The following is a 24251-nucleotide window of genomic DNA, read 5'->3' as shown; positions in this document are numbered from 1 at the left end:
TATTGCGTCCGTACCATGGGGCAGCAAGGGTGCGGCCCGTCGGAACTGGACACGCCGGGGTAGAGTTGCACTAATTGAAGGTGTCGTCTGTCCCCCTACCCCGCCCCCCGTGCCGCGTTTCCTGCCTTTCGCCTCCCTGGTCGTTGTCGCTGCCTGCGCCGGGCAGGGTGAGACCCCATCCCCGGACACCGCGACCATGACGGTGTCGTCCGCCGATCCTGCTGTCGAGATCCTCGGACCGGCGGACGGTGACTCGGTGACGCTGCCGGTGACCATCCGGCTGGAAGCCACCGGGGTTCTGGTTGTCCCCGCGACCGGGGTGCGCGAGGAGGGGAAGGGGCACCATCACCTCGTGATCGATGGTGATGCGCCGTCAGACACCCTGCCGATTCCGCAGCCGCCCATCGCCTATCACCTGGGCAACGGCGCGACCGAGAAGGTGCTGGACTCGCTGTCCGTGGGGCCGCATCGGGTGATCGCGATCTTGGCCTGGGGCGATCACGTCCCGATGACCGGGGTGCGGCGCGATACGATCAACTTCGTGGTCAAGAAGTAGGCAATGCGCGCGCTCCTCGCGGCGGTCGCGGCCACGGCGCTTGCCTGCGGCAGCCGCGACGAGATCCCGCCTCCGGTCCAGGTCGACTCGACGGGAGCGCCGCTCGCCGCATCCATCGCTCCATCGGGCGCAGCCGACTCGGTGGAGCTTCCCCCGCCGCAACTGACCGACCGGATGTGGGCGCTGACCGCGTTGGGTGATGGCAGTGCGCCGCCGCCTGGGGCGCAGGGGCGGCAGGCAACGCTCCGCATCGACTCCGGGAGTCCGCGGGTGTCGGGGTTCGCGGGGTGCAATCGCTACTCCGGAGGTTATACGAAGTCAGGCGACTCGCTCCGCTTTGGGGCGATTGGCGCGACAAAGATGTATTGCCCGGAGGGGGCGGACCTCGAGCGTGTTGTCCTGGGAATCCTGCCTCGGGTGATGACGTACGCCATCGTCGATGGCGAGCTGGAGCTTTCCGGCTTTGGGGGCAAGCTGGCGCGTTTCACGCCGGTACAAGCGCGAGGTCGGACCGCCACGGAGCTGGCGTACTGATGGTGGCGGATGCCACGGCGGGCGCACTCCGACAGGTGCTCGCCACGTGCGCGATCACCGACGTCGTCACCGTCCCCGACTCCACCATTGGCGCATGGGACGCGGTGGCGATCGCACATGGTGCGCGGGTGGTGCGCGTCTGTCGCGAGGGAGAGGCGTGGGGGGTGGCGATGGGGCTGCACCTGGGTGGACGCCGGCCGTTGGTGCTGATCCAGTGCACCGGGTTGTTCGAGAGTGGCGACGCGCTACGCAACGTGGTGCACGACTGGCAGCTCCCGATCCCGGCGATCATCGGCTACCGGAGCTACCTCAACCAGTCGACGCTCCCGGGGGACACCTGCCTGGCATTCACCGAGCCGGTGCTCACCGCGTGGGCCGTGCCGTGGTGCCTGGTGCGCGATGATGCGGAGCTGGCTGCGGGTGGCGAGTTCCTGCGCGACCATCGTGCGGCGGGTCGAGCGGCAGCGCTGCTGGTGGCGGAGGGAAAGGCGTGAGCGGCGTTGAGCTGGCGGGTGCCATGCGCATCCTGCGCGAATGGCGCGACGACCGGACCATTGTGGTGACCACGATGGGGGCGGCGCGGGAGTGGATGGCGCTCGGCCCGCTACATCCGCTGGACTTCGTCCTGGTGCCATCGAGCATGGGGCAGGCTTCCTCGTTAGGCCTGGGGCTCGCGCTGGCTCGGCCGGACCTGCGCGTGGTCGTCGTGAACGGCGACGGCTCCCTGCTGATGAACCTGGGGTCCCTCGTGACGATCGCGGCCGAACGCCCACCCAACCTGGTGATGGTGGTCGTGGCGAACGGGGTGTATGAAGTCACCGGCGGTCAGCCGACCCCAGGTGTCGCGGCAGGAGTGGACCTCGCGGCGGTCGCCGCAGGCAGCGGATGGGAACATGTGATCCGATGCAGCACTCAAGAGCAGTGGCACCAATCACTTAACGAGACCGTGGGAACAAACGGGCCCCGTTTCGTGCTGCTCGAATCCCCGGTGACTGCCGGAGGGGTCGGGCCCCGATCTCCGGGGAAGGCAGGACCGCGTGCCGCCGCCTTTGGTGAGGCGGTGGCGCGCGTGAAAGTGGGCGCCGCGCCCTAGGCGGTCAGTGGCCAGGTGGCGGTGGTTCCAGGTTCCACCACCACTGCGGGGCCAGCGGCTGCGCCCGCGGCCAGATCTCATCCAGGGTGTTGGCGTCGTACACGCGCCCGTTCTTCATCACGAAGCGCAGCGCCGTCGTGTTGGCGAGGTCGAGCAGCGGATTGCGATCCAGGACCAGCAAGTCTGCCAGCTTTCCGACCTCCAGGGACCCCAGGTCCTTCGACAGCCCGATCGCGTCCGCGCCCCCGATCGTCGCGAGCCGCAACGCGTCGTGGGCCTTCATCCCGCCGGCCGCCATCATCCAGAGTTCCCAATGGGTGCCGAGCCCTTGCAGTTCGCCGTGGGAGCCGAGGCCCAGCTTGCCACCTGCTGCCAGCAACTTGGTCAGCTGCTGCGCGTGCAGGTAGTGCACGTACTGGTCATCGCGCTGCCAGGTGACGGTCTTCCACTTGTCGATCTCCTCGGCCGGGGTGAACCGCTGCAGCTTACGGTCGTTGTTGAGGTCCCAGGTGGTGAGGTACTTTGAGAAGCCGGCCGGGCCACCGTACGCGACAATGAAGGTCGGGGTGTAGGTGAGGCCACTGAATGCGTGCAGCTGCTGGACGTCCTTGAAGAGCGGGCTGATCGGGAGCGAATGCTCGAGCCCCGGATAGCCGTCCTGCATCAGCGTGAGGTTCATGACGAAGTCCGATCCGCCCTCGGTCGTGGTCGTCAACCCCATCTCGCGTGCGGCGGTGATCACCCATTGGCGCACCTTGCGGTCGCCGGCCATGTACTGCTTGATGGTCTGCGTGTTGAAGTGGTCGGCGTACCGGCGCAACACGTCGCGGGCTTCGTCCAGCGAGCGGATGTTGTCGACGCTGAAGACCCCGGGGCCAGTGGAGTAGAGGCGCGGCCCGATGAGGGCGCCGGTCTCCATCATGTCGCTGTAGGTGACGATGTCTTCCGACGACGTCTGCGGGTCGCGCTGGGTCGTCACGCCATAGGCCAGCTGCGCGAGGAACTGCGACACCTGTGGACGGTGCACCCCCCACGCCACCCAGGTGTGGGCGTGGATATCCACGAGCCCCGGCATGATCGTCTTGCCGGAGACGTCGATCACACGCGCCCCGGCGGGAATGCGCACCGATCCGCGCCGTCCGATGGCGACGATGCGGTTGTCCCGCACGACAATGTCGCCGGATGCGATGACCTCGTCGCCTTTCATCGTGATGATCCGCGCGCCGCGCAACGCGACGACACCGCTCGGACGATCCTTGCGCACCGTGATGGCGACATCGACGCGCGACGGCTCGTACGCAGGGCCGCGACGCGTCGAATCGGCGCGTGCACTGTCGGGGCGAGCTGCGCCCCCGGCCCCCGCACCGCCGCTTGCGGCGGCCGCCTCGGCGCGAACGACGGAGTCGCGCACCAGCGAGTCCGCGAAGGCGATGTCCCAGCGGAAGAAGCTCTTGCCGATGGAGTAGAAGGCGGTGCGCCCATCGCCGCTCCATCCAATGAAGTCGCCGCCCACGCGGGTCAGGCGCGTCGTCGGCACGACGGACCCGCTGCCGATCGACACCGTGGGCGGGGTTCCACCAACGGGGGGGACGGTGATGAGGAAGACGTTGCGATCAGAGCGGACCAGCGCGCGCCCACCGTTGGGGGCGAGCATCACTTCGTCCGGCGAACCCGCGGCGCCAGGACCGCCAGGGGCGGGGAGGCTGCTCACCCGGACCACGGTGCGGCGGTCCGTGCCATCATACCGCATCGAGACGAGCCCCTCGGTTCCCTGCCAGACGTAGATACGCGTCGAGTCCGGGCCGAAGTGCGGGACGTTGCGCCCCTGTTGGGTGGCACCACTGCCCAGCCACGCGATGCGCTGCGCGTCTCCCCCAGCGGACGGCAACCAGACGATCTCCAGTTCGGCGGTCGCGCCATGCGAGCCGAAATCCTCCAGCGTGCGCAACCGATGGTTCAGCGACCCGCGCACACCAACGAGGCGCTGTCCGTTGGGCGCGTAGCTCACCTTGTCATAGAATGCCGCGCGTGTCGTGAGCTGCTGCGGCGGGGACGCGCCATCCGCCCGGACACGCTGTATGTGGCCGCCGATCGAGTCGTCCCACGTCACGTAGGCCACGAACTGCCCATCCGGCGACCAGACCGGGGCGTGTTCCACGAGGGTCGCATTCGTCAGGCGCCGCGCATTGGTGATCACCGGATGATTGGCCGGGGCGTTGGGCGCCCGACCCGGGCCGCCGCGTGCCGCGGGAAGGTCGGCGATCCAGAGCCGGTCCAGCGCCGTGAAGACGACGCGGCGGCCATCCGGCGACGGCTGCGCGCCGCGGATCTGGCTCACGACAAGGGTCGTATCGTTGATGGGATAGTCGAACTTGGCGAGGGGTCCGACCTGTTGCTCGACCTCGGCGGAGAACGGGATCATCGTGGCCGCGCCGGACGGTACCTCGACGCGCCAGATCTTTCCGTTGTAGGCGGTGATGACCGCCCGGGAATCCGGCGTGAAGGCGGAGTTGGGGTAGACGTCGCGGTCCGCGCCGCCCTGTGAGGCGTCGCGCTGCACGTCCATGCGGAGCCAGCGGTCGCGGCCCGTCTCGAGGTCGAGCAGCTTGAGTCCCTCGCGGGCGTCGCTGCGCGTGGCGTACACGAGCCATTTGCCGTCGGGCGAGGGAATGGGGCGGAAGGCGCCTTCACCTTCCGAGGTGCGCACCGCGGCGCGACCCAACTCACGGTCGTAGAGCGCGACCTGGTAGGTGCCAATGCGCCGCGCCGAGCTGCGAGGCGCGTGTTCGATCTCTTCATCGTTTGGGGCAGGGCTCACGCCACCCTGGAAGTCGCCGCCCACGTTGCCGACCGCGTTGACCCAGACGTAGCGCGGGTCGTTGGAGAAGGCGGCGCCGAGGAGGGTGGGGCCGGCTCCCGCACCTGGTGGACCCGCGGCCGCGGCTGCGCCAGCCGGGCGAACGCCGGTCACCTGGACACCACTGCCACCGTTGAGGTGGAAGAGCCAGAGTTGCCCGGCGCGCGTTGCCATGATGTACTGGCCGTCTGGCGTCCACGTGGGCGAGACGAAGTTGATGCGTTCGGTGCGCGTGAGGGCCCGCGGCTGCGTGCCGTCGGCGTTGGCGATCCAGATGTTCTCGGAACCGTTGCGGTCACTCAGGAAGACGAGCCGGGTTCCGTCGGGCGAGAAGCGCGGTTGGGTATCGTACCCCGGCCCATTCGTGATCCGTGTCGCCGGCCCGCCGCTGATCGGCATCGTATAGAGGTCGCCCAGCAACTCGAAGACAATGCTCCGCCCATTGGGCGACACGTCGAGGGAGATCCAGGTCCCCTCATCCGTCGTGAACTTGAGCGTCCGCGTGTTGATGAGCGGAAGGCCGTTTGTGCGGGTGGCCGCACGTGCGGCGCTGTCTGCCTGGGTCGCCGATTGGGCCGCGAGGGTGGACGGCAGTGCCGCGACGAGGGCTATCCAGCGGGAGGCGCGCATGAGGGGAGGGAGGTCGAGGGTCGTGGAACCTACCGCCTGCGCGCCGGTCGCACACGAGGTGGCCTGCAGGGGCGCCGTGCCACCGGCCCATGGGCCCGTCTGGCCCCCTCGCCCCCCAGCTGGTACACTGGCCGATGTCACCATCTCGCCCAATCCGGAAGGACTGATTCCACATGCGGACACCCGTGGTCTTCGGTGCATTGCTGCAGGGGGACGGTGCCAGCGGGCTGGCACTGGCCATTGCCGTGGTGATCATCGCGGCCATCGGTGTGCCGGCGGTGGTTGCCGGCGCCTGGCTGTGGCGGCGAGCGGCTCGTGGACAGGCACCGCGCTGGTTGGTCCCGTTAGGCGTGGTCGGTGGGCTCGCGGTGGGCGCCTACCTCGCCTTCTTTGTCATCTTCGGTGACCTTGGGGAGTCGTACCTCGCGCAGCGTTCGGCACCGGTCATCGAGGTCCAGGTGCCAAGGGAGGTGCAGGGGTCGCTGTACCTGTTCTTCGATCCCGAGCGGCCAACGCTCACCCCGGTCAGCGCGGGGCGCTACGTCCTCCAGCTCCCGGCCACCGGTCAAGCGGTCTACGGGCCGATCGACCAGATGGAACGCGTGATGGACTATGCGGACATGCAATTGAGGTACCCCGATGGCACGGTGCCGCCGCAGGCGTTTCTCCCCAGCCGGCAAGGCTCCATTGGGGGCGTCCGGCACTTCCGGTTCTTCATCGGCACCGATTCACAAGCGCAGGTCGACGCAGCGCAGCGTCAAGCCACGGGTCGCTCGTTTGACGAGGAAGCCGTCTACGCCGCGCTGACGGGCAAGGCCCCGCGCGTTCCGTAGGACTGCCTTCCACCCGGGGCGATCAGCCTCTCAGGTACTGGATGTACTTCACGACGAGGCCGCCGCGTACGGGCCGCCGCCAGGGGATCCCGCTGTCCAAGGCGGTGGTCCAGCCGCTGTTCCAGACCACATACAAGTCGCTCCCGGGTGACCGGGTGAACCGCAGGCGCGCATTGACGCTCGCGCGCTCCGACTCATTGTCGTACTGCGCAAACACGGTCGTGGAGAGTCGCGGCGAGATGGCGTAGTCCGCACGCAGGCGGGCAATCGTCGCGGCGAACGCGTCGTTCGCCCGCGACACGCTGGTGCGCTCAAACTCGGCGAAGAGGAGGAGATGAGGCTCCCGGCGGAAGCCGAGTCCCGCGCTGAACTCGTAGCCCCGCGCGTCGTACAGCTCGCCGAGCGTGACCGACATTTCCGGAACGAGCGTGCGTGCCTCGGAGCCTTCGAGACTGACTTCCACCTGGTCATAGGCGTAGCGCCCCGCGGCGATCACCGATCCCGGGAAGATCTCGAAATCCTCCGGGGGGACGTCCCAGAGGCGTTTGAGGTTCAGCTCGAACGAGTCGCCGCTCTCGAACTGCGCACCGAGCGGGCGCACGGTGAGCGACGCATTGTCGAGTGAACCATCCAGACGTGAGACCCAATCCCAAGACGGGAGCGAGAAGTCGAGGCGGCGGATCCCCCAGCGCCGCGGGCGTGGGGTCAAGGTCACCTGGCCAGCAAACCGCTGAATGCCGCTCTGCGAGACGAAACCGAGGGCGGGCTCAAATCCCTCCTCCACCCGATCATAGCGGAAGACGATGTCCGCGTGGTCATTGGGGTAGTCAATGATGAACCGGGAGTAGTTGGCGGTCGGCGCACCGGTGCTGTCGCGGTTCCACGCCGTACTTCCCAGCAGCACCAGGTTCTTCCCCTTGATGATGTACGGGAAGTTGAAGTCCGCTCCGCCGGCCAGGCTTGTCGGCGCGTCTGCCCGCGATTGTCCCGTGACCATGGCACCGACGTAGCCGCGGCCGAGCACGTCGCGCTTGACGCGTCCCACAAAGTCCGTCGCGTCCTCCTCGCCTCCGGTACGTACGAGGAGTGCGCCGAGCTGTTGTTGGCCGGCGCGACCGGTAAGGCGCGCCCCGCCGAGGATGGGGAGTGGGGTGCCGTCACGTCGCAGGCCGATGCGCCTACTATAGAAGAGCTGTGTCTGACGCACGCGCCCGAAGTCGAAGATCCCCGCCCCTTCGTTGAAGAACTGCCGCGTTTCCGGAAAGAACACGGGGAACCGGGTGAGGTTCACGACCTGCTGGTCCACCTCCGCCTGCGCAAAGTCGGTGTTGTACGTAAGGTCGAGCGTCAGGCGCCCGGTGAGCGCGGTCTTGACGTCGATCCCGGCCTCGGCACCGAGGGCACCCGGCAGGGTCACCGAGTCCACCCCATCGGCGCGGAACTGGCGATCATCGAGGCGATTGGTCCCGAGTACGTATGGCCGGGCCTCCACACGCGCGCGGCCGGGGAGGTTGGAGAGTCCTTCGAGACGTCCCTCACGCTCCAGGAACCGGATCCCCTCGCCGCGGCGCCACGCCTGCCACAGGGCGTACTCGTTCTTGCGGCGGATGAAGCGCTGCACGTTGAGTCCCCACGCCGTCCCATTGGCCGGGTACCGCAACGTCTGCCAGGGGATGAACAGCTCGGCCACCCAGCCCTCCGGCGTGATGCGCGCGCGCGCATCCCAGATCCCATCCCATCGGTCGTTCTGCTGCTCGAAGGTCAGGACTTCGGCGTCATGCAGCGCGCCGTTGGGGTTCACGCTGAAGAGGAAGCCGGATCGCCGGTCGTTCTGCGAATCGATGGCGAGCGTGAAGGAGTCGTCGGTCTCGAGGTCGGCGTCGCGACGCAGCTGGGCATGACGAATACCCGACGGATCGCGATCGAACGCCCAGAGGCCGACCCAGAGCCCTGCGTCCGTGGACAGGAAACGCACGACCGTGCGTTCCGATGCCGGTTCACCTTCGACCGGGTCACGCTGGGTGAAGTTGGTGATCGAGTCGGCGCGAGCCCACTCGGGTTCATCGAGCCGACCGTCAAGTTGTAGTCGTGTGCTGCCAGACAGGCGCTGCAAGCGCGGCCAGGGGGTGCCTTGCGCCTCCGCGGCGAGCACGGTGCAACAGGCCCCAACGAGGCCCGTGAGCAGCGACCGCAGGATGACACGAGAGCGCAGGATCACGAGAGGCGTTGGATCATGATGGCGAGGGCTCCGGCCAGTCCGGCCATAAGCATGATGCCGACCACGGCGAGGCGCGACTTCCAGCGAAAGGCCAGGAGTAGTGCGCCAAGAAAGATGGCGACCGCGAGCGGTGTCGCGACCGTGGAGCGCAGCAGTTGGAGCGCCGTCACCGCGATGAGCCCGACCACCCCGGCAGTCACGCCATCGAGAAAGGCGTGGGCCTCCGTATTCGCCACCAGTCGCTCGACATGACGATGTCCGATGAGGGTGAAGGCAAAGGCCGGGGCAAAGACGCCGATCGTCATGGCGATCGCTCCCAGGGCGCCCCCGCCGAGGTATCCGACGAAGGTCGAGAAGATGATGAGGGGAGCCGGGAGGAGCCCCGAGAGCGCGATGCCGTCGAGGAACTGCGCCTGCGTCATCCAGGCGCCACGCACCACGGCATCGTGTTGCAGGAACGGGATCGCCGTGTAGGCACCACCGAAGGTGAGGAGCCCCGTGCGGAGTCCGTAGCCCAGCATCCCAAGTGCACCTGGCGCCGCCATGGCGACCGCTGGCTGGAGCAGGGCGGTGACGGAGAAGATTCCCACGACCTGTAGCGGCTGGCCGCGCGCCATGCGCATGAAGATCGCGGCCGCCGCACCGGCGAGCACCAGGCTCAGAATGAAGCTCACGCCCGCGAGCGACAACGCGGCGACCCCGGCGGCGATGGCCCACAAGTGGGGACGTGTGAGCGCATGCTCGCCGATGCGGAACGCGGCGCGCACGATCAGGGCGACCACGGCCGGTTGGCATCCCACGAAGACGGCGGCCCAGGCCGGCGCGGAGAGTCCCCACCGCACGTAGGCCCACGAGAGCAGCATAATCAGGCATAAGCCCGGCAGCATGAAGCCCAACCCGGCGACCAGGCCACCGAGTCGCCCGCGCGCCAGCGACCCGAAGTAGACGCAGAGTTCGTGCGCCTCGGGGCCCGGCAGCGCCTGGTAGACGGCCAGCACCCGGTTGAAGCGATCGGGCGGGATCCACTGCTCCCGTTGGACGAGCTCCTCCCGGATCATGGCGATCTGCGCCACCGGGCCACCCCACGCCAATGACCCAAAACGCAGGAAGCGTCTGAACAGCGGCCCGTATGTCTCGGTCGAGGGGATGCCGGCCACGAGGGATGGATGTGACGAGGGGGAAGGTCCAGGGGTCTCCCCTGTCGTCCCGCGTCATGGTGACGCCGGACCGTCTACGCACCGTATGTATAAGCTCCATCCACAACCCGCGCTCGTGATGCGCCTTATACCGGCACGCCCCTGCGGGGTGTTGCCGAGATCAGGACGCGCGCGCGCGCTCGCGCTGTGCGGAGCATGTAGACGGAGGTAGCTGGCCACCGCGTTCCACGCGGTTCGGTTCCCACGCCCCGTCACGACGCCCGTGACGGGGCGTCTCGTTTTTCCCACTCCCGCCGGGACGCCGGCGGCGCCATCACCTGCCGTGCCCGCATGGGTGCGGCGACTATTCATCACGAGGAAACCACTCATGCGAGTCTTTGGAGCACATGACGCGCGGACCCTCGAGCAGTTGGGGAACGTCGCGCAGCACGCAGAGAAAGTCGCCCTGATGGCCGACGGCCATCCGGGGTATGTCATGCCGATCGGCGGCGTGGCAGCTTACCGTAACCAGGTGTCGATCGTTGGGGTCGGCTTTGACATTGCGTGCGGCAATGCGGCGCTCAAGACCGACCTGACGCTCGACAGCCTGGGCTTCACGCTGGACGAACAGCACCAGACGTTGCAGCGGATCGCCGATGCGATCCAGGCGACGATCTCGTTTGGCGTCGGACGAAAGAACCGGGCCGATGACGCCCCGGTGGATCACCCGCTCTTCGAGTCGCCCGCCTGGGATGCGGTGCATGTGCGCTACCGGCAGGGATTGCGCGAGAAGGCGCGGACCCAGCTCGGCACGGTCGGGTCCGGCAACCACTACGTCGACCTGTTTGTCGACGAGTCCGGGGCGTTGTGGATTGGGGTGCACTTCGGGTCGCGGGGACTCGGCCATACCATCGCGTCCGGCTTCATGGCGCTGGCCCAGGGTGCTGCCTGGAATGCACGCGTCCCGGAGCGCGAGGTGCTGCTGAAGCTCGACGAGCCCCTCGGTCACGATTACTGGCAGTTGATGCGCCTGGCGGGAGAGTACGCCTATGCCGGCCGGGAGTGGGTCGCGCGCAAGGTGGCGGCGTTGCTCGGGGCGGTGGAAGTTGAGCTGGTGCACAACCACCACAACTTCGCGTGGGAGGAGGAGCACGATGGGGAAACGCTCATCGTGGTCCGGAAGGGGGCGACCCCGGCGTTCCCGGGACAGCGGGGATTTGTCGGAGGGTCAATGGGGGACGATGCGGTGATTGTGCGCGGCGCAGAGATTGCGGACGATCCCAAGCGGGCGGAGCTTCAGCGGACCGGGCTCTTCTCGACCGTGCATGGTGCGGGGCGCGTGATGTCCCGGACGGCCGCTGCGGGCTGGCGGAACCGTCGGACCGGGGAGCAGCGTCCCGGCCTGGTGAGCCCGGAGATGATGGCGGGGTGGGTGAAGGGGAAAGGGGTGGTGTTGCGGGGAGGTGGGCTCGACGAGGCGCCGCAGGCATACCGGCGGTTGCCCGAAGTGCTCGCGGCCCAGGCCGGAACGATCGAGATTGAGCACACGCTGCGCCCGCTCGTGGTCGTGATGGCGGGGGCGAATGAATTCGATCCCTACAAGGACTGAACACGTGTCACGCGCGTCCCTTGCCCAGCTTCTTCCGGTGGTGGTCCCTGCCTACCACCGGAACGAGCTGGCGCATGGGTTGCGCCGGTTGTGCGGCGATAGCGCGTTGTACTGGAACGCGATGCCCGACGAGGAGTTTGTCGCGCCGATCGGGGCGTCCTGGTCGCCGGCCGATCATGTCCGGCACCTGACGAAGTCGGTGCGGGCGGTGTCGCGTGGGATGGCGATGCCCAAGCTGTTGCTGCGCGTCGTGTTCCCCATACGTGCGCGCGTCTCACGAAGGTATGAGGTGCTGGTGCAGACGTATCATCGCGCCCTGCGGGATGGTGGGCAGGCGGGACGGTTTGCCCCGTCGCCGCGTGCCGTGGCGGGGCAGCCCGACGCGTATCGTCGCGACGTCCTGGAGCAGCATCGGGAGGCGGTGGAGCGACTCGTGGCGCAGACGATGGCGTGGACGCGTCACCAGGTCGACGACATCGCGATGCCGCACCCGTTGCTCGGCAAGCTCACGGTGCGCGAGATGTTGATGTTCACGCTGTATCACAATCATCATCATGTCCTCGTCGTGGCGCGGCGGCGGGGCGAGTACTTCAGTGACGCCACGCCGCTGCACGCGACGTGATGGACTCCACCCTGACCAGGAACACCTTGTGGCGAAGCTCGTCTTTGGATTGAACCAATCGCTGGACGGCTTCGTCGACCATACGGCGTTCGCGCCGGGCCCCCTGCTGTTTCGGCATTTCATTGAGCAGGTGCGTGGGCTGGCTGGCAGTGTGTATGGTCGCGGGATGTACGAGGTGATGCGATACTGGGACGACGACCAGGCCGACTGGGGGGCGGCAGAACGCGAATTCGCCGCCGCGTGGCGCGCGCAGCCAAAGTGGGTGGTGTCGCGTTCGTTGAGGTCGGTCGGGCCCAACGCCACACTCGTCGCGAACGACGTCGAGGGGGTCATCCGCGGGCTCAAGGAGCGGCTGGTGGGCGAGATCGATCTGTCCGGACCGACCCTGGCGCACAGCATCGTGAATCTCGGCCTGATTGATGAATACCGCATCTACCTGCATCCGGTCGTGGCGGGTGGTGGCACGCCGTTCTTTGCCGGCCCTCGGCCGCCATTACGCCTCGCGGCCAGCGAACGGATGCCGGAGGACGTGATCTGCCTGACGTACGTGCCGGATTCAGCTGGCCGGGACGGGACGCTAGCCGGCACCGGCTCAATGATCCGAGCGGTCGTCGCAGAAGGCCGCGCCTTCGAGAGTTGGCTGGACTACCAGGAGGCCCTCAAGCGTGCCGTGGCGCCGCTGACGGCCGAGCAGTTGCAGCAGCGAGCGCTCCCCGGCCGGCGCACGCCGGGCGAGATCGCCCAGCACATCGTCTTTGGGAGAGCGCTGCATCTTCACCGTACGCTCGGCGACGCGGCTGGGTCCGTCGCGCCCTACCTTCGCTGGGACGAGGCCCGTGTGCCCATGCCGACCGCCGAGGAGATCGTCAGAGGGCTCGAGGTGACCTGGCAGGTCATCGTCGCATGCCTCACACGCGGCGCACCGACCGATGAAGTCCCTGCGGGGGACGAGGCTCGAATGCGGGTGGTGTGGGGGCTCCTGGACCACGACCTGCCCCATGCGGGGCAATTGTCGCTCCTGCTGCGCGCGGCTGGGCTCCCGGGGGTGAACCTCCCGTAGCTGACGGTCAGGCAGAGGGCGCGCCATCGTATTTTAGGCTTGCGCGGCCTGGCACCCTCGCGCCTCGGCGGCCGACCACACGCCCCCCCCGCTGGTGGACGCGACCCCAAAAGAGCGTTATCATGCCCCGCCACCGGAGTGCCATTGTGGCGTAGCGATGTCCCACGGTCGGAGGTGACCTGTGCGGTGCGCGTTGGGCCTCACCATGTTAACCGGCCTCTGCCTGGCCCGCGGCCCCGCCGAGGCGCAGCAGCGCCTCCCCGCAAACGGCGGCCAGACGACCTCCCTCGGCCAGCCCGACACGTGGCAATGGACGCTTGGGGGATCCGTCGGCCTCGGACACCGTGACGACCGCTTTTCCGGATTGGCCGAAGGACGGGCGGGCGTCTATCGCGAACTGCTGAATCCCGTCCTCGGGCTTGGCGGCCTGCAGCTCGAGGGCTACAGCGGCGCCTTCGATACAAAGATCAATGCCGGCCTCCGCCTCCGCTTCATGTCCCCGATCTCCGGGATCGCGTTTGGCGCTGACTACAACGTGCATGCCGGGGTGGTACGCCCGGTGCTCACGTACGTGCACCCCGTCCGCCGCGGTGGCATCTCGGGCAATGCCAGCGTGCTCCGCGCCGACATCCTCCCGGGGCGGCGGCCGACGCTGATGATCGGCGTCGAGAAGCCGGTGTTCCGGCGCATCCCCGTGGGATCCAATCGTCCACAGGAAGATCACATCAGGCTCAAGGCGCCGCCTCCGCCGGAGGCGCCGATTCCTGCCGTGCCGGCGGAGCTGCGCACGCTGCTCGCCACTGCCCGCGATGCCACGCTCGCCATCGGCCAACTCACGGTGCCATGGCTCGACCACCTCGGCGCGGGAGGCGCCGCCAGCGATGCTGCGGTGCTGGCCCGACTCGATTCGCTCAAGCGGTTCATCGTCACCGCTGACCGGGGCGGCCGTCGGACCCTCGAGGACGAGACGCGCCGACTTCACGCCGCGATCGACCGTGCGTTCTCCCTCGCCCTTGCCCCGAGTGATTCCGCGACCGACGGTGCAACTGCTCGCGGCCACGCGACGGCGCAACAGGCGCGCGAGATCCTGCTGCGCGAGATCATCCTGCCCTACAATCGGCTGTTTGGCCAGATCAAGCTGCACGACACCACCCGCGAGTATGCGGTCCTCGCCCGCGGACGCTTCCTCCAGTGGCTGCTGGTGGATGCGAAGGTGTCGCGTTCGCAGGCGGAGACGTCACTGGCGGTCTTTTCCGCGTACCTCGAGATGGTGGAATCCGCGCGCGCGGTGGCACGTCGCGAGTGGAGAGACTCCCCGGCTCGTCTGGATTCCCCTCCAGATGGCCCTCCGCCCCGAGCAGCACGACACGCAGGCGGAGATCGACGCCCTGGTGGCCGAGGCGACCCGCGAGCCGTTCACCGAGGGGAACGTCGCCCTCTACCTCATCAATGACCAGTTCCAGTATCACTTGAGTCGCACGATTCGCGAGGCGAAGGACTATCACGTCCTGCTGACGCACGATTTTCGCGGGATCGATGCTCAGGGCGACCCCGACGAAATGAGCTTCCGCCACGTGTTGGGGTCCTACCTGGCGGCGCTCACGGCGCGTGTCCGCGCGTACGACAGCACGGGGACCTTCCCGGTCTATCTCATCCTCTTCGACGAGTGGTTCTACAACGTCAACAAGGCGCGCCTGTGGATGAGCCTGCTGGAGGATCCGACGCGCCACGAGGTTCGCCTTCCCCCACGCTTCAAGGCCTGGGAGGACTCGCTGCGTGCGGCGCAGGACTCGCTGCGTGCCGCGATTCGCGCGTCGACGCTGCTCACCGTCCAACGGAAGCAGTACGGGGAAGACTGGCTGCGCGCCATGGTGAAGGTGCATGTCAACATCACCAACTCGGCTGATCCGAGCTTCTGGAGCTGGAAGGTCGCCGCGTGGTTCCCGGTTCCCGATGCCTGGATGCGCGATCACCGCAAGATCGTGTTCTACGACCTGTCGGAAGAGGATCCCTACCGCGGCGAGGCCATCTTCACCGGGGCCGGCATCGGGGAGCACTACGCGAACCTGTCGTGGGAGGACCGTTCAATCCTCGTACGCGGACCCGCGGTGCTGGGGCTCAAGGCCGCGGCACGCGACGTCCTGCTCAAGCAAGGGATCTCCAACGCGCGCATGACGGCGGTGCTGCAGCCGCGCCCCCCGTGCGGCCGACTACGACGCCACGGTGCAGCGGGCCGTGGAACGGAATGGTGGGCCACGGCGGGCCATGCAGCTGCAGAACGGCACCGGGTTGGACGCGAAGGGCGTCAACATCGCCAAGGCCATGCTGTACACCTTGATGCCTCCCGGGTCCGTCATCACGATTCCCGATGCGCTGTGGAATAGTTCGTTCTGGGGCGCGGCCCTTCTCGGGGGGTCGTTGCGCGGCGTGCGCGTGATGGTGATCGCGCCTGCGCTTGACAATGCCCCGGCACGGGCGTTCGGTTCGATCATCCGCGGGCGGGAATTGCTGTGGCGCCTGCTCGCGGCGGGCCGCACCCTGGCCGATGAGATCCAGGGAGCGGCGGGCTCCTCAAGATCGGGATCTTTGCCAGCAATCTTCGGGTAACCGACATCGCAGGCAAGACGCGTGCGGTCAAGGAAACCTTCGAGCAGCAACCGTGGCTGCAGGACCTCTTTGCCTTTCCGCCGGACGTCTACGGCGGACTCGCGCGCACCGCGAGCACCGTCCGCCTCGTGGCATCGCCCGACAGCACGCGCGATTTCGAGTCGGTGGCCACGTCGCAGTTGCACATGAAGGCCAACTTCTTCGCGTCGCGCGAGGCCTGGACCCTGTTTGCCCGCGCCGACTGGGCGGAGCTGAGCGCGGAGTTCGCCCAGCTCCGGCTGGCGCAGGTGCAACGTCGGTCGGCGGTCAATGCGACCTTCCAGGACTATCCGGAGGCGATGCGCGATGTGGGTGGTGAGGTGCTGCAGCGCTGGCACGACGAACTCCAGGCCGCGGAGCGCCCTTATTGGACAGAGCTGGTGGCTCGACGAACCCTCGCAGGTGTATGCGTTCCTGCCGCGCCACTCGTCGATCAAGACGCGACTGGCCCACTGGTTCAAGCTCTCATTCTGACCCGAGCACCGGACCGGAGGCACGCGCGCGGGGCGCTGCCACGTGTTGGCAGGTTCGTCGCCGCGGTTCTTGCCATGCTCGTGCCGCTGGTCCCGCCGTGCTGCTCACGGCGGCCTGCCGTTCCCGCGATCGCGCGGTCCCCTGTCGACACGCTCTGGTATGTCTCGGTGCGTGCACGGGAGGAGGGTCGCGATACACGTCGCCTGGCGGACTCGCTCGAGTATGGGTTCGTGGTCAGTGTCGTCCAATCGGACGATGTGCTGGGCGGCGCGGTCGAGATCACGGTGGCAGACTCCGTGCGCCTCACCCGGGAGGTGTTCGTGGAGCAACTGCGCGCGCGCACGGGGAGCGCGCCTACCGGGGATTCGCTCCTGATCCTCTACGTGCATGGGTTTGGGACCTCACTGCATGAAGCGTGGGAGCATGCCGCACAAGCCCAGGTCCGTTCGCGTTCTCCTGTGCCGTGGGTCGTGTTCTGCTGGCCCGCGAGAGGGTCCGGCGTCACCTGGCCAAGCGCGGGCCAGATCTTCTCCAGGTCCTATCGCGACGATTCGGCGGCGGCCGTCGAGAGTCGCCCGGCGTTCTCACGCACCCTGCGTGACCTGCTGCCGGCGATCGGCGGCCATCGCATGCTCCTGGTGGCTCACTCCATGGGATCGCAACTCGTGGGCGAGTCGCTGGCTGGAGACCCGGACCTGCAAGCGGCCCTGGTGCGAGATCCACTCCGGGCCATCGCGTTCTTCGCACCCGACGTGGAAGTGTGGCGTTTCCGGGACCTCGTGCTTCCGGCTGCGCGACGGATGGCAGGCCGCGTCATCGTCTACGCCTCCTCTGATGACCGGATGCTGGCGTTGTCCCGGGCCTCCAACGGCAGCGAGCGGGCCGGGCTGATCCGTGGGCCGGTAACAGCGCCGGCGGGGGTGGAGATGGTCGACGTCACGGAGGGGCAGGCCGCCGAGAGCCAGCTGCAACGCATATTTGGGAGCCATCACGCGCTGCGGCGTGCGTCGGCGGCACTCTTCGACCTCGTGCACGTGGTCCCGCGACGGCGCGATCCCACCTGCCGGGTCACGCTCGGGATGGCGACGCTGGTGGACCAAGGCGTCTGGCGCCTGACGAGCCGGCGGCCGCCGCCACTCTCGCCGGCCGGCGCCTGCCTTCGCTAGGTCGTTGGCCCAACCGCGTCAGAGCGGCTGACCGAACTCAACGCTCAACCTCCATGGTCCGCGGTCCAGCGCCCGGGCGGTCCCGAGACCGACCGCCCCACCGAAGAAGCGCATCCCCAGCGTGACCGATGTCCTGATCCCGTCCGTCGGAGCCCGAAGCGGCTGCCACAGCTCTTGGTTGGCCCGCCGGGCGTCCGGGCCGCTCAGCGCCGACCAGGCGCCCTGCAGGCCAACGGCCACGGCCGGCGTCGGAGCGGGGATGAACCAGCGCTTGATCGGCAGTCGCGACTGGAGCATCGGCACGCGAACCAGCGCGAGCGTCCGCCCGACCGCGGCGCGATCGCCGGCAAACTCCTTGTAGCCATACGCCTGCAGCCCCTGGTTGCGACCAAGCTCGTACAGTTGCTGTGGCGGACGAGCGCCTCCCGCCACGACGCCGACATCGAGGCGCCCGGCGAGGGTAAGTGGACCACGAATCCGGCGCCCGATGACACGTCCTTCGAGCCGGGCGTAGTCCAGCGTGCCGATGGCATGCTCCGCCGAGATCATGGCGCCGACGCCGGTGCGTGTCGGCGATGTGGCGACCGCGGCGTGCAGCTCGAGGGCGCTCCAGGTGCGCCAGTTAGCCGCCCTCGCGCACCACCCGATTCTCGCGGAACGCCGAGTCGCGCGGGAAGACCCCCTGCCGGAGGTTGCGTGCGACTCCCGCATCGTGAGCGGGACCGACCTCGAGGCGCCAGGCATGTTGCCCCTGGCCGAAGTGACGCGCGAGGCCAACTGACGCAAGTCGTCGGTCGACGTAGTCGTAGTTGTCCACCGTGAAGAGGGCGCTGAGCGTTGCGCCGCTGTCGCGCGCCGTGCGAAAGTCGTTGGTGACATCGAGCGTGCGGGCACCACGGGCCACGAAGGTCCAGCTGCCCCTGGTGAGCTCGGCGCTCGCGCGTCCACGTGCGGCGTGCTCGCTCCACGCCCAGCCGGCGTTGCCCCGCAGCGCCAGGCGACCCAGCTGTCGGATCGACCGGTGCTCGACTCCCCACCCGGTGTAGAGACCCTCCACGCGGCTGACATGAACCGCATCCACCAGGCGCGCGACGCGAAAGCGGGAAATCTGGAGGATCGCGACCGCGTTCCGTTCCACTTCCCGCATTGATGTCGGCCAACTGCGCGATGATCAGGAGCCGCAACATCATGGAAGCTAGCAGCCGGATGTGGCGAGCGAATTCGAGAGGCGCATGACTCATGATCGCGGCACGGCCGGCGGAGTCGTCCGTCTCCGGTTGAGAGGCGGATCCGGCCGGCGAAAGCGTCCCTCAGCTCACATTCGGCGCGCCTGGGGACCTCATGGTGGCCCTTCGATCATGCTGGGCGGCGACCCAAGTAGGCGGACTGGCGATGGACCGGGGGCATAGCGGGTCTTGCGGATGGCAAAATTACCCCATAAGCTGGTGTATATCGCCATTCCGGAGATAAATATGACCACCAGGACGAGACAAGTGCTGGACATGATGCTCAGTGGGACGATAGACGCCGATCAGGCAGAGGAGTTGCTGGGGGCAATTGCGGAACCGCCCGCCTCGTCCCGCCGCGCGTCGAGACCCGCCGGCGATCGGGCCGGACTGCGACTGACCGTCGAGGAGCTTGTTGAGCTCGCGTCCAACGGCGTGGAAGCCGACTACGTCCGGTCGCTGGTCGGAGCCGGACTGCGCAACCTGTCGGTGTCGGACATCGTTGAACTCGCGTCGAATGGGGTCGAGGCCGACTACATCCGCGCCCTGGTGGAGGCCGGGCTGGAAGACCTGACTGTCGAGGAGATCGTGGAGCTGTCGGACAACGCGGTCGACCCGAAGCTCGGCGAAGCGTTTCGGCGGGGCGAGCTGGACGACGAATGACGCGTCGACTGCTGCCCGTCCCGCCACGCGATCCTTTCGACGGTGGCCGGCTCATCGTCACACGCCTCGAGAACCCAGACACCGGGACCGTGTTCGAGGGTCGGTTCGACCTGGGCTGGGTGGGTCGCCTGACGCGTGAGCAACTCGACTTTGTCGGCTTGCTGGTGAAGCATCGCACCAACGTGCAGCGCCTCGCCGCCGACGTCGGCATCGCCTACAACACGGCCCGCGCGCGGCTTGACGAGATCGTGCAAGCCATGGGAGGAGCGGACGACGACGTCGCGTCCGACCCGTCGCCAGCGGCGAGCGTGGACGAGGTACTGGACGGATTGGCCTCGGGACAGATCGACGCGACAAAGGCGATCGACCAACTGCGGCGCCGGCGCGGCTGAGCGCGCGTGTACGCGGGCGGTCGGGCCGGCCGGTGTGTCCGGTGATCGGAGGCATGAGGTACGGGAATTCCATCGGGCGGCGTTAGGCGCCGGCTCGACTCCGGGAGCCGCGAGCTCGTCACTGCGGAATGGTTAGCGCGGTTGTCTGGCGTCCTGAAACAGCGCCAGTGGAGGACCGTACAGTCGGACGCCGGACCAGTGACCGCCCGCGAGGACGACGCCATGCGTACGACACGTGTACGAACCCGACGCTTGCGATCTTGCCTGGTGGCGTCGGTCGCTGCGCTGACCGCCTGCGATCGAGGCGAACGACCGGTGACGCTCTCCGACGCCGAGTCTCGCGCGATCGACCAGTGGCTGGGCGATCGGGTTCGCGATCAGCGGATACCCGGTCTCGCCGCCGCCGTGATCCTCGACGGGGCCGTGGTCAAGCGTTTCACCGTCGGCGTTGAGGATCTGGCATCGGGCGCTCCGGTGACGCCCCAAACATCATTCCAGCTGGCCTCGACCAGCAAGTCGCTGTCGAGCACCGGCGTGATGACCCTGGTCGCCGACGGGCGATCGCACTCTCGCACTCATGGTGCCATCACGCGGATCCAGAAGGTCCGCAGCGTCCGGCTGCGCTGAAGGCGTGGGACCTGCACCATCTCTCCCATTTCCACCCGCGCGACGCCGACCGACAGCGCCTCGACCTGTCCGTCCCGGAAGCGCGCCACCGCCTCGTCGACGAAGGTGTACCACGGCGTGAATCGCACCGAATCGCCCGTGGCGGTGTAGCCGGCGCGCTTCATGAGCAGGAAGATCGGTTTCATCTCACCGACGCGCATGACCACCGTGTCCGGCGTGACCACGATGCGGGCTACGGGCCCCGCCCACGGTCGCGCGCGCGTCGGGAGCGCTCGTCCCGGGACGGCACCCGAGTCAACCGCGCGCAGCGGCGTTCCCGGGCTGAAGGCGCGTGGAGCCGTCTCGCCCGGTAAGCAGGTCGTCTTCAAGGTTTGTTTCACCATGTCTGACACCCGCAAGCGCACGACCGGGCCCCAATCCACAAGTTGCGTGTAGACCAGGTGAGGTCTGCCATGGCGCGCGCGCGCGACCGCGACCCCTGGCGCGGCGCACCAGTTCCGCGGTGGCCTCCACGCCCAGGGTGTCTGAGTACGTCAGCGTGACCCGAGCTTCGGGGTAGCTGGCCTCGGTGGGCAACCGACGTCGAACCTCCGCGAAGGGACGGTGATCCTGGGCGACCCGGGCAAGCGCGCCCAGAAGGGCGCTGGTGTCGAGGCCGGCGGCGAGCAGCGATCGGTTGATGCGTAAGGCGAGGGGGTATTCTCCGCCGTGCGAGGGAGTCAGGTACCAGGTGATTCCCTGGTCCTGGGCCGGGGCGGCGGAAGAGATCACGGCGACCAGGGGAGCCAGTGGCGCTCATGCGGCACGCTCCCTGGCCTGCTGCACCTGTTCGAGGACCGGGTGTCGATGCGGCGATGCCAGCGATACGACCGCGCCCTGGCGCGGAGCATCGCTTGTTCGGCGACGCATACGCACGACGACACCGGGGCCCGCCAGCCAAAGCGCGCGAGATAGATCCACACGGCCAGGAGCCCATCCTGCTCCAGGTCGTTGCCAACTCTGCGCGATCCGCGAGGTGGCATGCGGCTGCCCGCACCCTGGGGCGCACTTCGTCCTGGATCGCGGCCCACCGGATGCGAGCGCGCTGGGTGTTCCACTTCATGCGGCCTCCTGGCGTGAATGGTCGTACCAGCGAATAAACAGATCGCCTCGTGTCAGTCCGCAGAGTCGACGGGTACGCGTGACCCGGGTGTGGCGCCCGTGGCCGCGGGCGACCACCACCGAACACGAAACCAGGTGGCGGCCGGACGCGAGATCATGGACCTCATCGATGACGCCCGCGATCCGCGCGCCGTCGATGTCGGCGACCATGACGTCGGCCGCCCGCGGGCGGGCGCGCAGCATCTTGCGGCGTTCGGCCAGCGCCTCCAGGTCGGCCACGGTCATCGCCGGTTGCAGCGGCCAGCTGGTATGTCCCCCCCAGAGGGCCGCATGGGCCTCACCTCCGATTGCCTGGACGAACCGGAGCGAGGTCATGGGATCGACGTGCGGAACGTTCAGGTGGCCGTCGTGGAGCCGAGCCGCCGCGCGTACCGCGGTAATCAGGAGAATCGGCGAATGCGGGGTCACTGCGTCCTCCGAGGTGGTTGGTTGTAGACGAGCAGTCCTTCCTGGTTCTGCACGAGGACACGGCGTCGTAGCTCGCGCCTGCGCCAACGGGCTCCAGCAGGACGGAGCCTTCGTACGCGGACATGTGTGACCTGCGGGTCGCGGACGTCCACGACGAACCGCGTGCCGGTGACCACGACGCGGCCCGATGGCGTGAGCACGTGATAGGCGCCGCGTGCGAGCGTCGGCAGCTGGAAGTTGGCCGCACCTGTGCAGCGTGAAGGTGAGCGTGCCGTCGCGTCCAACATGAGTCTGCCGGAAGAACCGCGAGCCGGCAGACAGGCGGACCGTGCCCCCGTTGATGAGGGTCACCTCCCGGCCGGCGGCTTCGGTCACGACATGTTCGTACACCCCCGGTCCCCGAGTCGCGGGCCCAGCCAAGGCGCGAACCAGGCCGTCGCGGTGAGCGCCGCGACCAAGAGGAGGGCAGCGAGTTGCCACCGGCGCAGCGCGAGAATTGCGCTCGCGACCGGCGGTGGGGAGTGGTGCGCCTCACCGTCTCACGGAAGCGGTGCCATGCCAAACCCACCTGCTCGCTGGTGACGTGCGGCTGGAGCCGCGCGGCGCGTGTGGCGGCGAGGATCGGTGCGGCAAAGGCACGGAACTCCTCGTCCTCGATGAGGCGACGCTCTATCGCGTCTGTCTCCCCGGCGGAGAGGACTCCCAGGGTGTAGTCGGTCAGCAACGCTGTGTCCGGCAGCTCGGCCCGTGTCCTGGCCAGTTCGCGCTCGTGGTCGATCACGTCATGAGTCATCGCTTCCTCCGCTCGGATGTCTCGGGGCGAAGCCGGCATCCGTGAGGGCGCGGCGGATCAGTTCGTTGGCACGGGTCACATCCACGCGGACGGTGACCGCCGCCTTGCCGAGGATGGTGGCGACCTCGTCCAGCTTGAGATCGTGGCGATATCGAAGGACCCAGGCCTCTCGCCAGGTCGGTCGCATTCGATCGAGTACGCCATCGATATTTTGATGAAGCTCGTTCGCTTCTTGCGGCTGCGTGATGCTCATCCATCGCCGGATGGCCGGGCCGGGGGTGATCAAGTACAACTTCCGGCTGCGGCGGGCGTCGTCGCGTGCGCGACGAGCCTTTCGATCCTTGAGATGGCGAAAGAGTCGAGCGCGCAGGCTGTCCGCATCGGGCGTGGCGCTCGGCGGCTGGAGTCCCTTCCAGAGCGTGAGGAACGCGTCCTGTACCACGTCCTCCACCTCGGTGACGGGGAAGAGCGTCCCGGCGTACGCATGTGCCGCCGCGTACAACCCCGAGAAGCGCTCGCCGATGAATGCCTCGAGGGTCTCGGGGTGTTGATCAACAACGAGGGCGAGCGGGGCCCGCGCTGGGGGTGGATCCTCGTCCATGATGCCGTCCGGCCAGCTGAGTCGGGTCACCAAAATGCCTCCTAGGCGGCTTGATGACCATACTCTGCCCCAAGCTGCGAAAATGTTGCCCATGTCAAATTGGCAGGCGTGGGCTTGGTCCGAGACCCTGGGGTTGGGCGGGCCTTAAGCCGGGGATAGTGCCACGGCATCGGGCTCCCGAACGGTGATCCAAGCGCCTGTCCTCGAATGATTTAGCAGTGGTTGCGCAGCCGAGCAGTGCGCTCGAAACAGACGTCACCCCCTTGCGAAATCGAGGGCTTGCGCGCCTAAGGAGTAGGGGGCAGCGCGTCGCGGCGGTCGCGCGGCGACCTGGCGGACCCGGTTTGCAGCGGCGAGGGCCGCCTGCGTGATGTCCCGGATCGACTGGGCGCGCCCCGCGTGCGGCAGCGCGGCGACACGGGACGACGCGGCGGCCGTCGAGATCCCTCCGGTCCTGGTTTCGATCAATCGCGCGTCGCGGGGACGCCTGTGGTCGTCGATCGCGGCGCACGGTGCGGCGATCAGGCGCGATGGCGCGGCGACGCCGACGAGTACGGCGGCGTGGGAGAGGGGCTGGGGAACGCCTCGGCGCGCCGCAGCGGCCGGTGGGATAGCGGCCGCGCCGCTTCGGAGGAGCTGCGCGTCGTTGGGGAGCGATCGCGTGGCGGTGCGGCGGTGTTGCGGGACGGCCTGGGTCTGCGGCGCGTCGCCAAGGCATAGCGGCGCGCCGACGAGGAGAGGACGTGCGGCACGAAGGACGCGTTGGGCGACTGTCGCGAGTGGCAGTGCGACGACGCGACTGTATCGCGGCCTGCCTGGGGAGCACGGTGCGTCGCTCCGGTGCCACGCTGCCCCGCATGAGTGCGGCTACGCGACGACGGGGGGTCGGTGTGCAACGCCCGCGACGCACGCGGAGCGCTCAGGACTAGCTGCGCGGCGGTTGAGT

The 24251-nt window shown here is 68.1% G+C and carries 24 protein-coding genes; 16 read left to right on the top strand and 8 right to left on the bottom strand.

Annotation, left to right across the window (positions count from 1 at the left end; translation table 11 throughout):
• Positions 1–109: 109 nt before the first annotated feature.
• Genes IPK85_04965 through IPK85_04950 form a run of 4 tightly spaced genes read left to right on the top strand, consistent with a single transcriptional unit; the run spans position 110 to position 2183 of the window.
• The gene (locus IPK85_04965; GenBank protein MBK8246732.1) at positions 110–556 is read left to right on the top strand and encodes a DUF4399 domain-containing protein; all 447 of its coding nucleotides are present in this window, start codon (positions 110–112) and stop codon (positions 554–556) included.
• Positions 557–559: 3 nt separating this feature from the next.
• Positions 560–1090: an META domain-containing protein gene (locus tag IPK85_04960; GenBank protein ID MBK8246731.1), complete on the top strand. Its 531-nt coding sequence runs from the start codon at positions 560–562 to the stop codon at positions 1088–1090.
• Positions 1090–1584 (top strand): hypothetical protein, encoded by a 495-nt coding sequence (locus IPK85_04955; GenBank protein ID MBK8246730.1) that lies wholly within the window; start codon positions 1090–1092, stop codon positions 1582–1584. Before IPK85_04960 ends, IPK85_04955 begins: the two co-directional genes overlap by 1 nt.
• The gene (locus IPK85_04950) at positions 1581–2183 is read left to right on the top strand and encodes a thiamine pyrophosphate-binding protein (GenBank protein ID MBK8246729.1); all 603 of its coding nucleotides are present in this window, start codon (positions 1581–1583) and stop codon (positions 2181–2183) included. The genes IPK85_04955 and IPK85_04950 overlap by 4 nt, the downstream gene beginning before the upstream one ends.
• Before the next feature lie 4 nt (positions 2184–2187).
• Here IPK85_04950 and IPK85_04945 read toward each other — a convergent pair whose 3' ends face one another.
• Complete coding sequence (locus IPK85_04945) at positions 2188–5670, bottom strand: PD40 domain-containing protein (GenBank protein ID MBK8246728.1); 3483 nt, start codon at positions 5668–5670, stop codon at positions 2188–2190.
• A gap of 173 nt (positions 5671–5843) precedes the next feature.
• Here IPK85_04945 and IPK85_04940 point away from each other — a divergent pair, with 173 nt between their 5' ends.
• Positions 5844–6503 carry a hypothetical protein gene (locus tag IPK85_04940; protein ID MBK8246727.1) on the top strand — a complete coding sequence of 220 codons (660 nt, stop codon included), beginning with the start codon at positions 5844–5846 and terminating at the stop codon, positions 6501–6503.
• Between the two features lie 22 nt (positions 6504–6525).
• On the opposite strand, the gene IPK85_04935 is transcribed toward IPK85_04940, so the two are convergent.
• Complete coding sequence (locus IPK85_04935; GenBank protein MBK8246726.1) at positions 6526–8721, bottom strand: carbohydrate binding family 9 domain-containing protein; 2196 nt, start codon at positions 8719–8721, stop codon at positions 6526–6528.
• On the bottom strand, positions 8718–9869 hold the full coding sequence (gene chrA, locus IPK85_04930) for a chromate efflux transporter (GenBank protein MBK8246725.1): 1152 nt from the start codon (positions 9867–9869) through the stop codon (positions 8718–8720). Before chrA ends, IPK85_04935 begins: the two co-directional genes overlap by 4 nt.
• Positions 9870–10245: 376 nt before the next feature.
• On the opposite strand from chrA, the gene IPK85_04925 reads away from it, so the two are divergent.
• The 7 genes from IPK85_04925 (at position 10246) to IPK85_04895 (ending at position 17434) form a co-directional block, all read left to right on the top strand.
• Entirely contained in the window at positions 10246–11466 is a 1221-nt protein-coding gene (locus tag IPK85_04925) for an RtcB family protein (protein ID MBK8246724.1), read from the top strand.
• A 4-nt stretch (positions 11467–11470) separates the two neighbouring features.
• The gene (locus tag IPK85_04920) at positions 11471–12088 is read left to right on the top strand and encodes a DinB family protein (protein ID MBK8246723.1); all 618 of its coding nucleotides are present in this window, start codon (positions 11471–11473) and stop codon (positions 12086–12088) included.
• A 28-nt stretch (positions 12089–12116) separates the two neighbouring features.
• Positions 12117–13148: a dihydrofolate reductase family protein gene (locus IPK85_04915; protein ID MBK8246722.1), complete on the top strand. Its 1032-nt coding sequence runs from the start codon at positions 12117–12119 to the stop codon at positions 13146–13148.
• 205 nt (positions 13149–13353) lie between these two features.
• Entirely contained in the window at positions 13354–14601 is a 1248-nt protein-coding gene (locus tag IPK85_04910) for a hypothetical protein (protein ID MBK8246721.1), read from the top strand.
• Positions 14489–15532, top strand: coding sequence for a hypothetical protein (locus IPK85_04905; GenBank protein ID MBK8246720.1), 1044 nt, complete (start codon positions 14489–14491; stop codon positions 15530–15532). The genes IPK85_04910 and IPK85_04905 overlap by 113 nt, the downstream gene beginning before the upstream one ends.
• Positions 15486–15755 (top strand): hypothetical protein, encoded by a 270-nt coding sequence (locus IPK85_04900; GenBank protein MBK8246719.1) that lies wholly within the window; start codon positions 15486–15488, stop codon positions 15753–15755. Before IPK85_04905 ends, IPK85_04900 begins: the two co-directional genes overlap by 47 nt.
• Before the next feature lie 128 nt (positions 15756–15883).
• On the top strand, positions 15884–17434 hold the full coding sequence (locus IPK85_04895) for an alpha/beta hydrolase (protein MBK8246718.1): 1551 nt from the start codon (positions 15884–15886) through the stop codon (positions 17432–17434).
• A gap of 18 nt (positions 17435–17452) precedes the next feature.
• Here IPK85_04895 and IPK85_04890 read toward each other — a convergent pair whose 3' ends face one another.
• The gene (locus tag IPK85_04890; GenBank protein MBK8246717.1) at positions 17453–17983 is read right to left on the bottom strand and encodes a hypothetical protein; all 531 of its coding nucleotides are present in this window, start codon (positions 17981–17983) and stop codon (positions 17453–17455) included.
• 73 nt (positions 17984–18056) lie between these two features.
• Positions 18057–18572 carry a hypothetical protein gene (locus tag IPK85_04885; GenBank protein ID MBK8246716.1) on the bottom strand — a complete coding sequence of 172 codons (516 nt, stop codon included), beginning with the start codon at positions 18570–18572 and terminating at the stop codon, positions 18057–18059.
• Between the two features lie 334 nt (positions 18573–18906).
• Between IPK85_04885 and IPK85_04880 the strand changes: the two genes are divergently transcribed.
• From IPK85_04880 to IPK85_04870, 3 genes are all read left to right on the top strand, one after another.
• Complete coding sequence (locus IPK85_04880; protein MBK8246715.1) at positions 18907–19323, top strand: hypothetical protein; 417 nt, start codon at positions 18907–18909, stop codon at positions 19321–19323.
• An 8-nt stretch (positions 19324–19331) separates the two neighbouring features.
• Positions 19332–19715, top strand: coding sequence for a DUF2089 domain-containing protein (locus IPK85_04875; GenBank protein ID MBK8246714.1), 384 nt, complete (start codon positions 19332–19334; stop codon positions 19713–19715).
• A 222-nt stretch (positions 19716–19937) separates the two neighbouring features.
• Positions 19938–20342, top strand: a complete 405-nt coding sequence (locus IPK85_04870; protein ID MBK8246713.1) for a beta-lactamase family protein — start codon at positions 19938–19940, stop codon at positions 20340–20342.
• Here IPK85_04870 and IPK85_04865 read toward each other — a convergent pair.
• The 3 genes from IPK85_04865 to IPK85_04855 all read right to left on the bottom strand — a co-directional run bounded on the left by IPK85_04865 (position 20291) and on the right by IPK85_04855 (position 23335).
• Positions 20291–20710, bottom strand: a complete 420-nt coding sequence (locus IPK85_04865) for a hypothetical protein (protein ID MBK8246712.1) — start codon at positions 20708–20710, stop codon at positions 20291–20293. The genes IPK85_04870 and IPK85_04865 overlap by 52 nt on opposite strands.
• A gap of 730 nt (positions 20711–21440) precedes the next feature.
• Positions 21441–21911 carry a hypothetical protein gene (locus IPK85_04860; protein ID MBK8246711.1) on the bottom strand — a complete coding sequence of 157 codons (471 nt, stop codon included), beginning with the start codon at positions 21909–21911 and terminating at the stop codon, positions 21441–21443.
• Between the two features lie 782 nt (positions 21912–22693).
• The gene (locus tag IPK85_04855; GenBank protein MBK8246710.1) at positions 22694–23335 is read right to left on the bottom strand and encodes a sigma-70 family RNA polymerase sigma factor; all 642 of its coding nucleotides are present in this window, start codon (positions 23333–23335) and stop codon (positions 22694–22696) included.
• 459 nt (positions 23336–23794) lie between these two features.
• On the opposite strand from IPK85_04855, the gene IPK85_04850 reads away from it, so the two are divergent.
• Positions 23795–24025 carry a hypothetical protein gene (locus IPK85_04850; GenBank protein ID MBK8246709.1) on the top strand — a complete coding sequence of 77 codons (231 nt, stop codon included), beginning with the start codon at positions 23795–23797 and terminating at the stop codon, positions 24023–24025.
• Positions 24026–24251: the final 226 nt, after the last annotated feature.

Source organism: Gemmatimonadota bacterium, from assembly GCA_016712265.1.
Lineage (GTDB): Bacteria > Gemmatimonadota > Gemmatimonadetes > Gemmatimonadales > Gemmatimonadaceae > RBC101.
The sequence above is the reverse complement of the archived record's forward strand: the minus strand, read 5'-3'. Positions and strand labels throughout refer to the sequence as shown.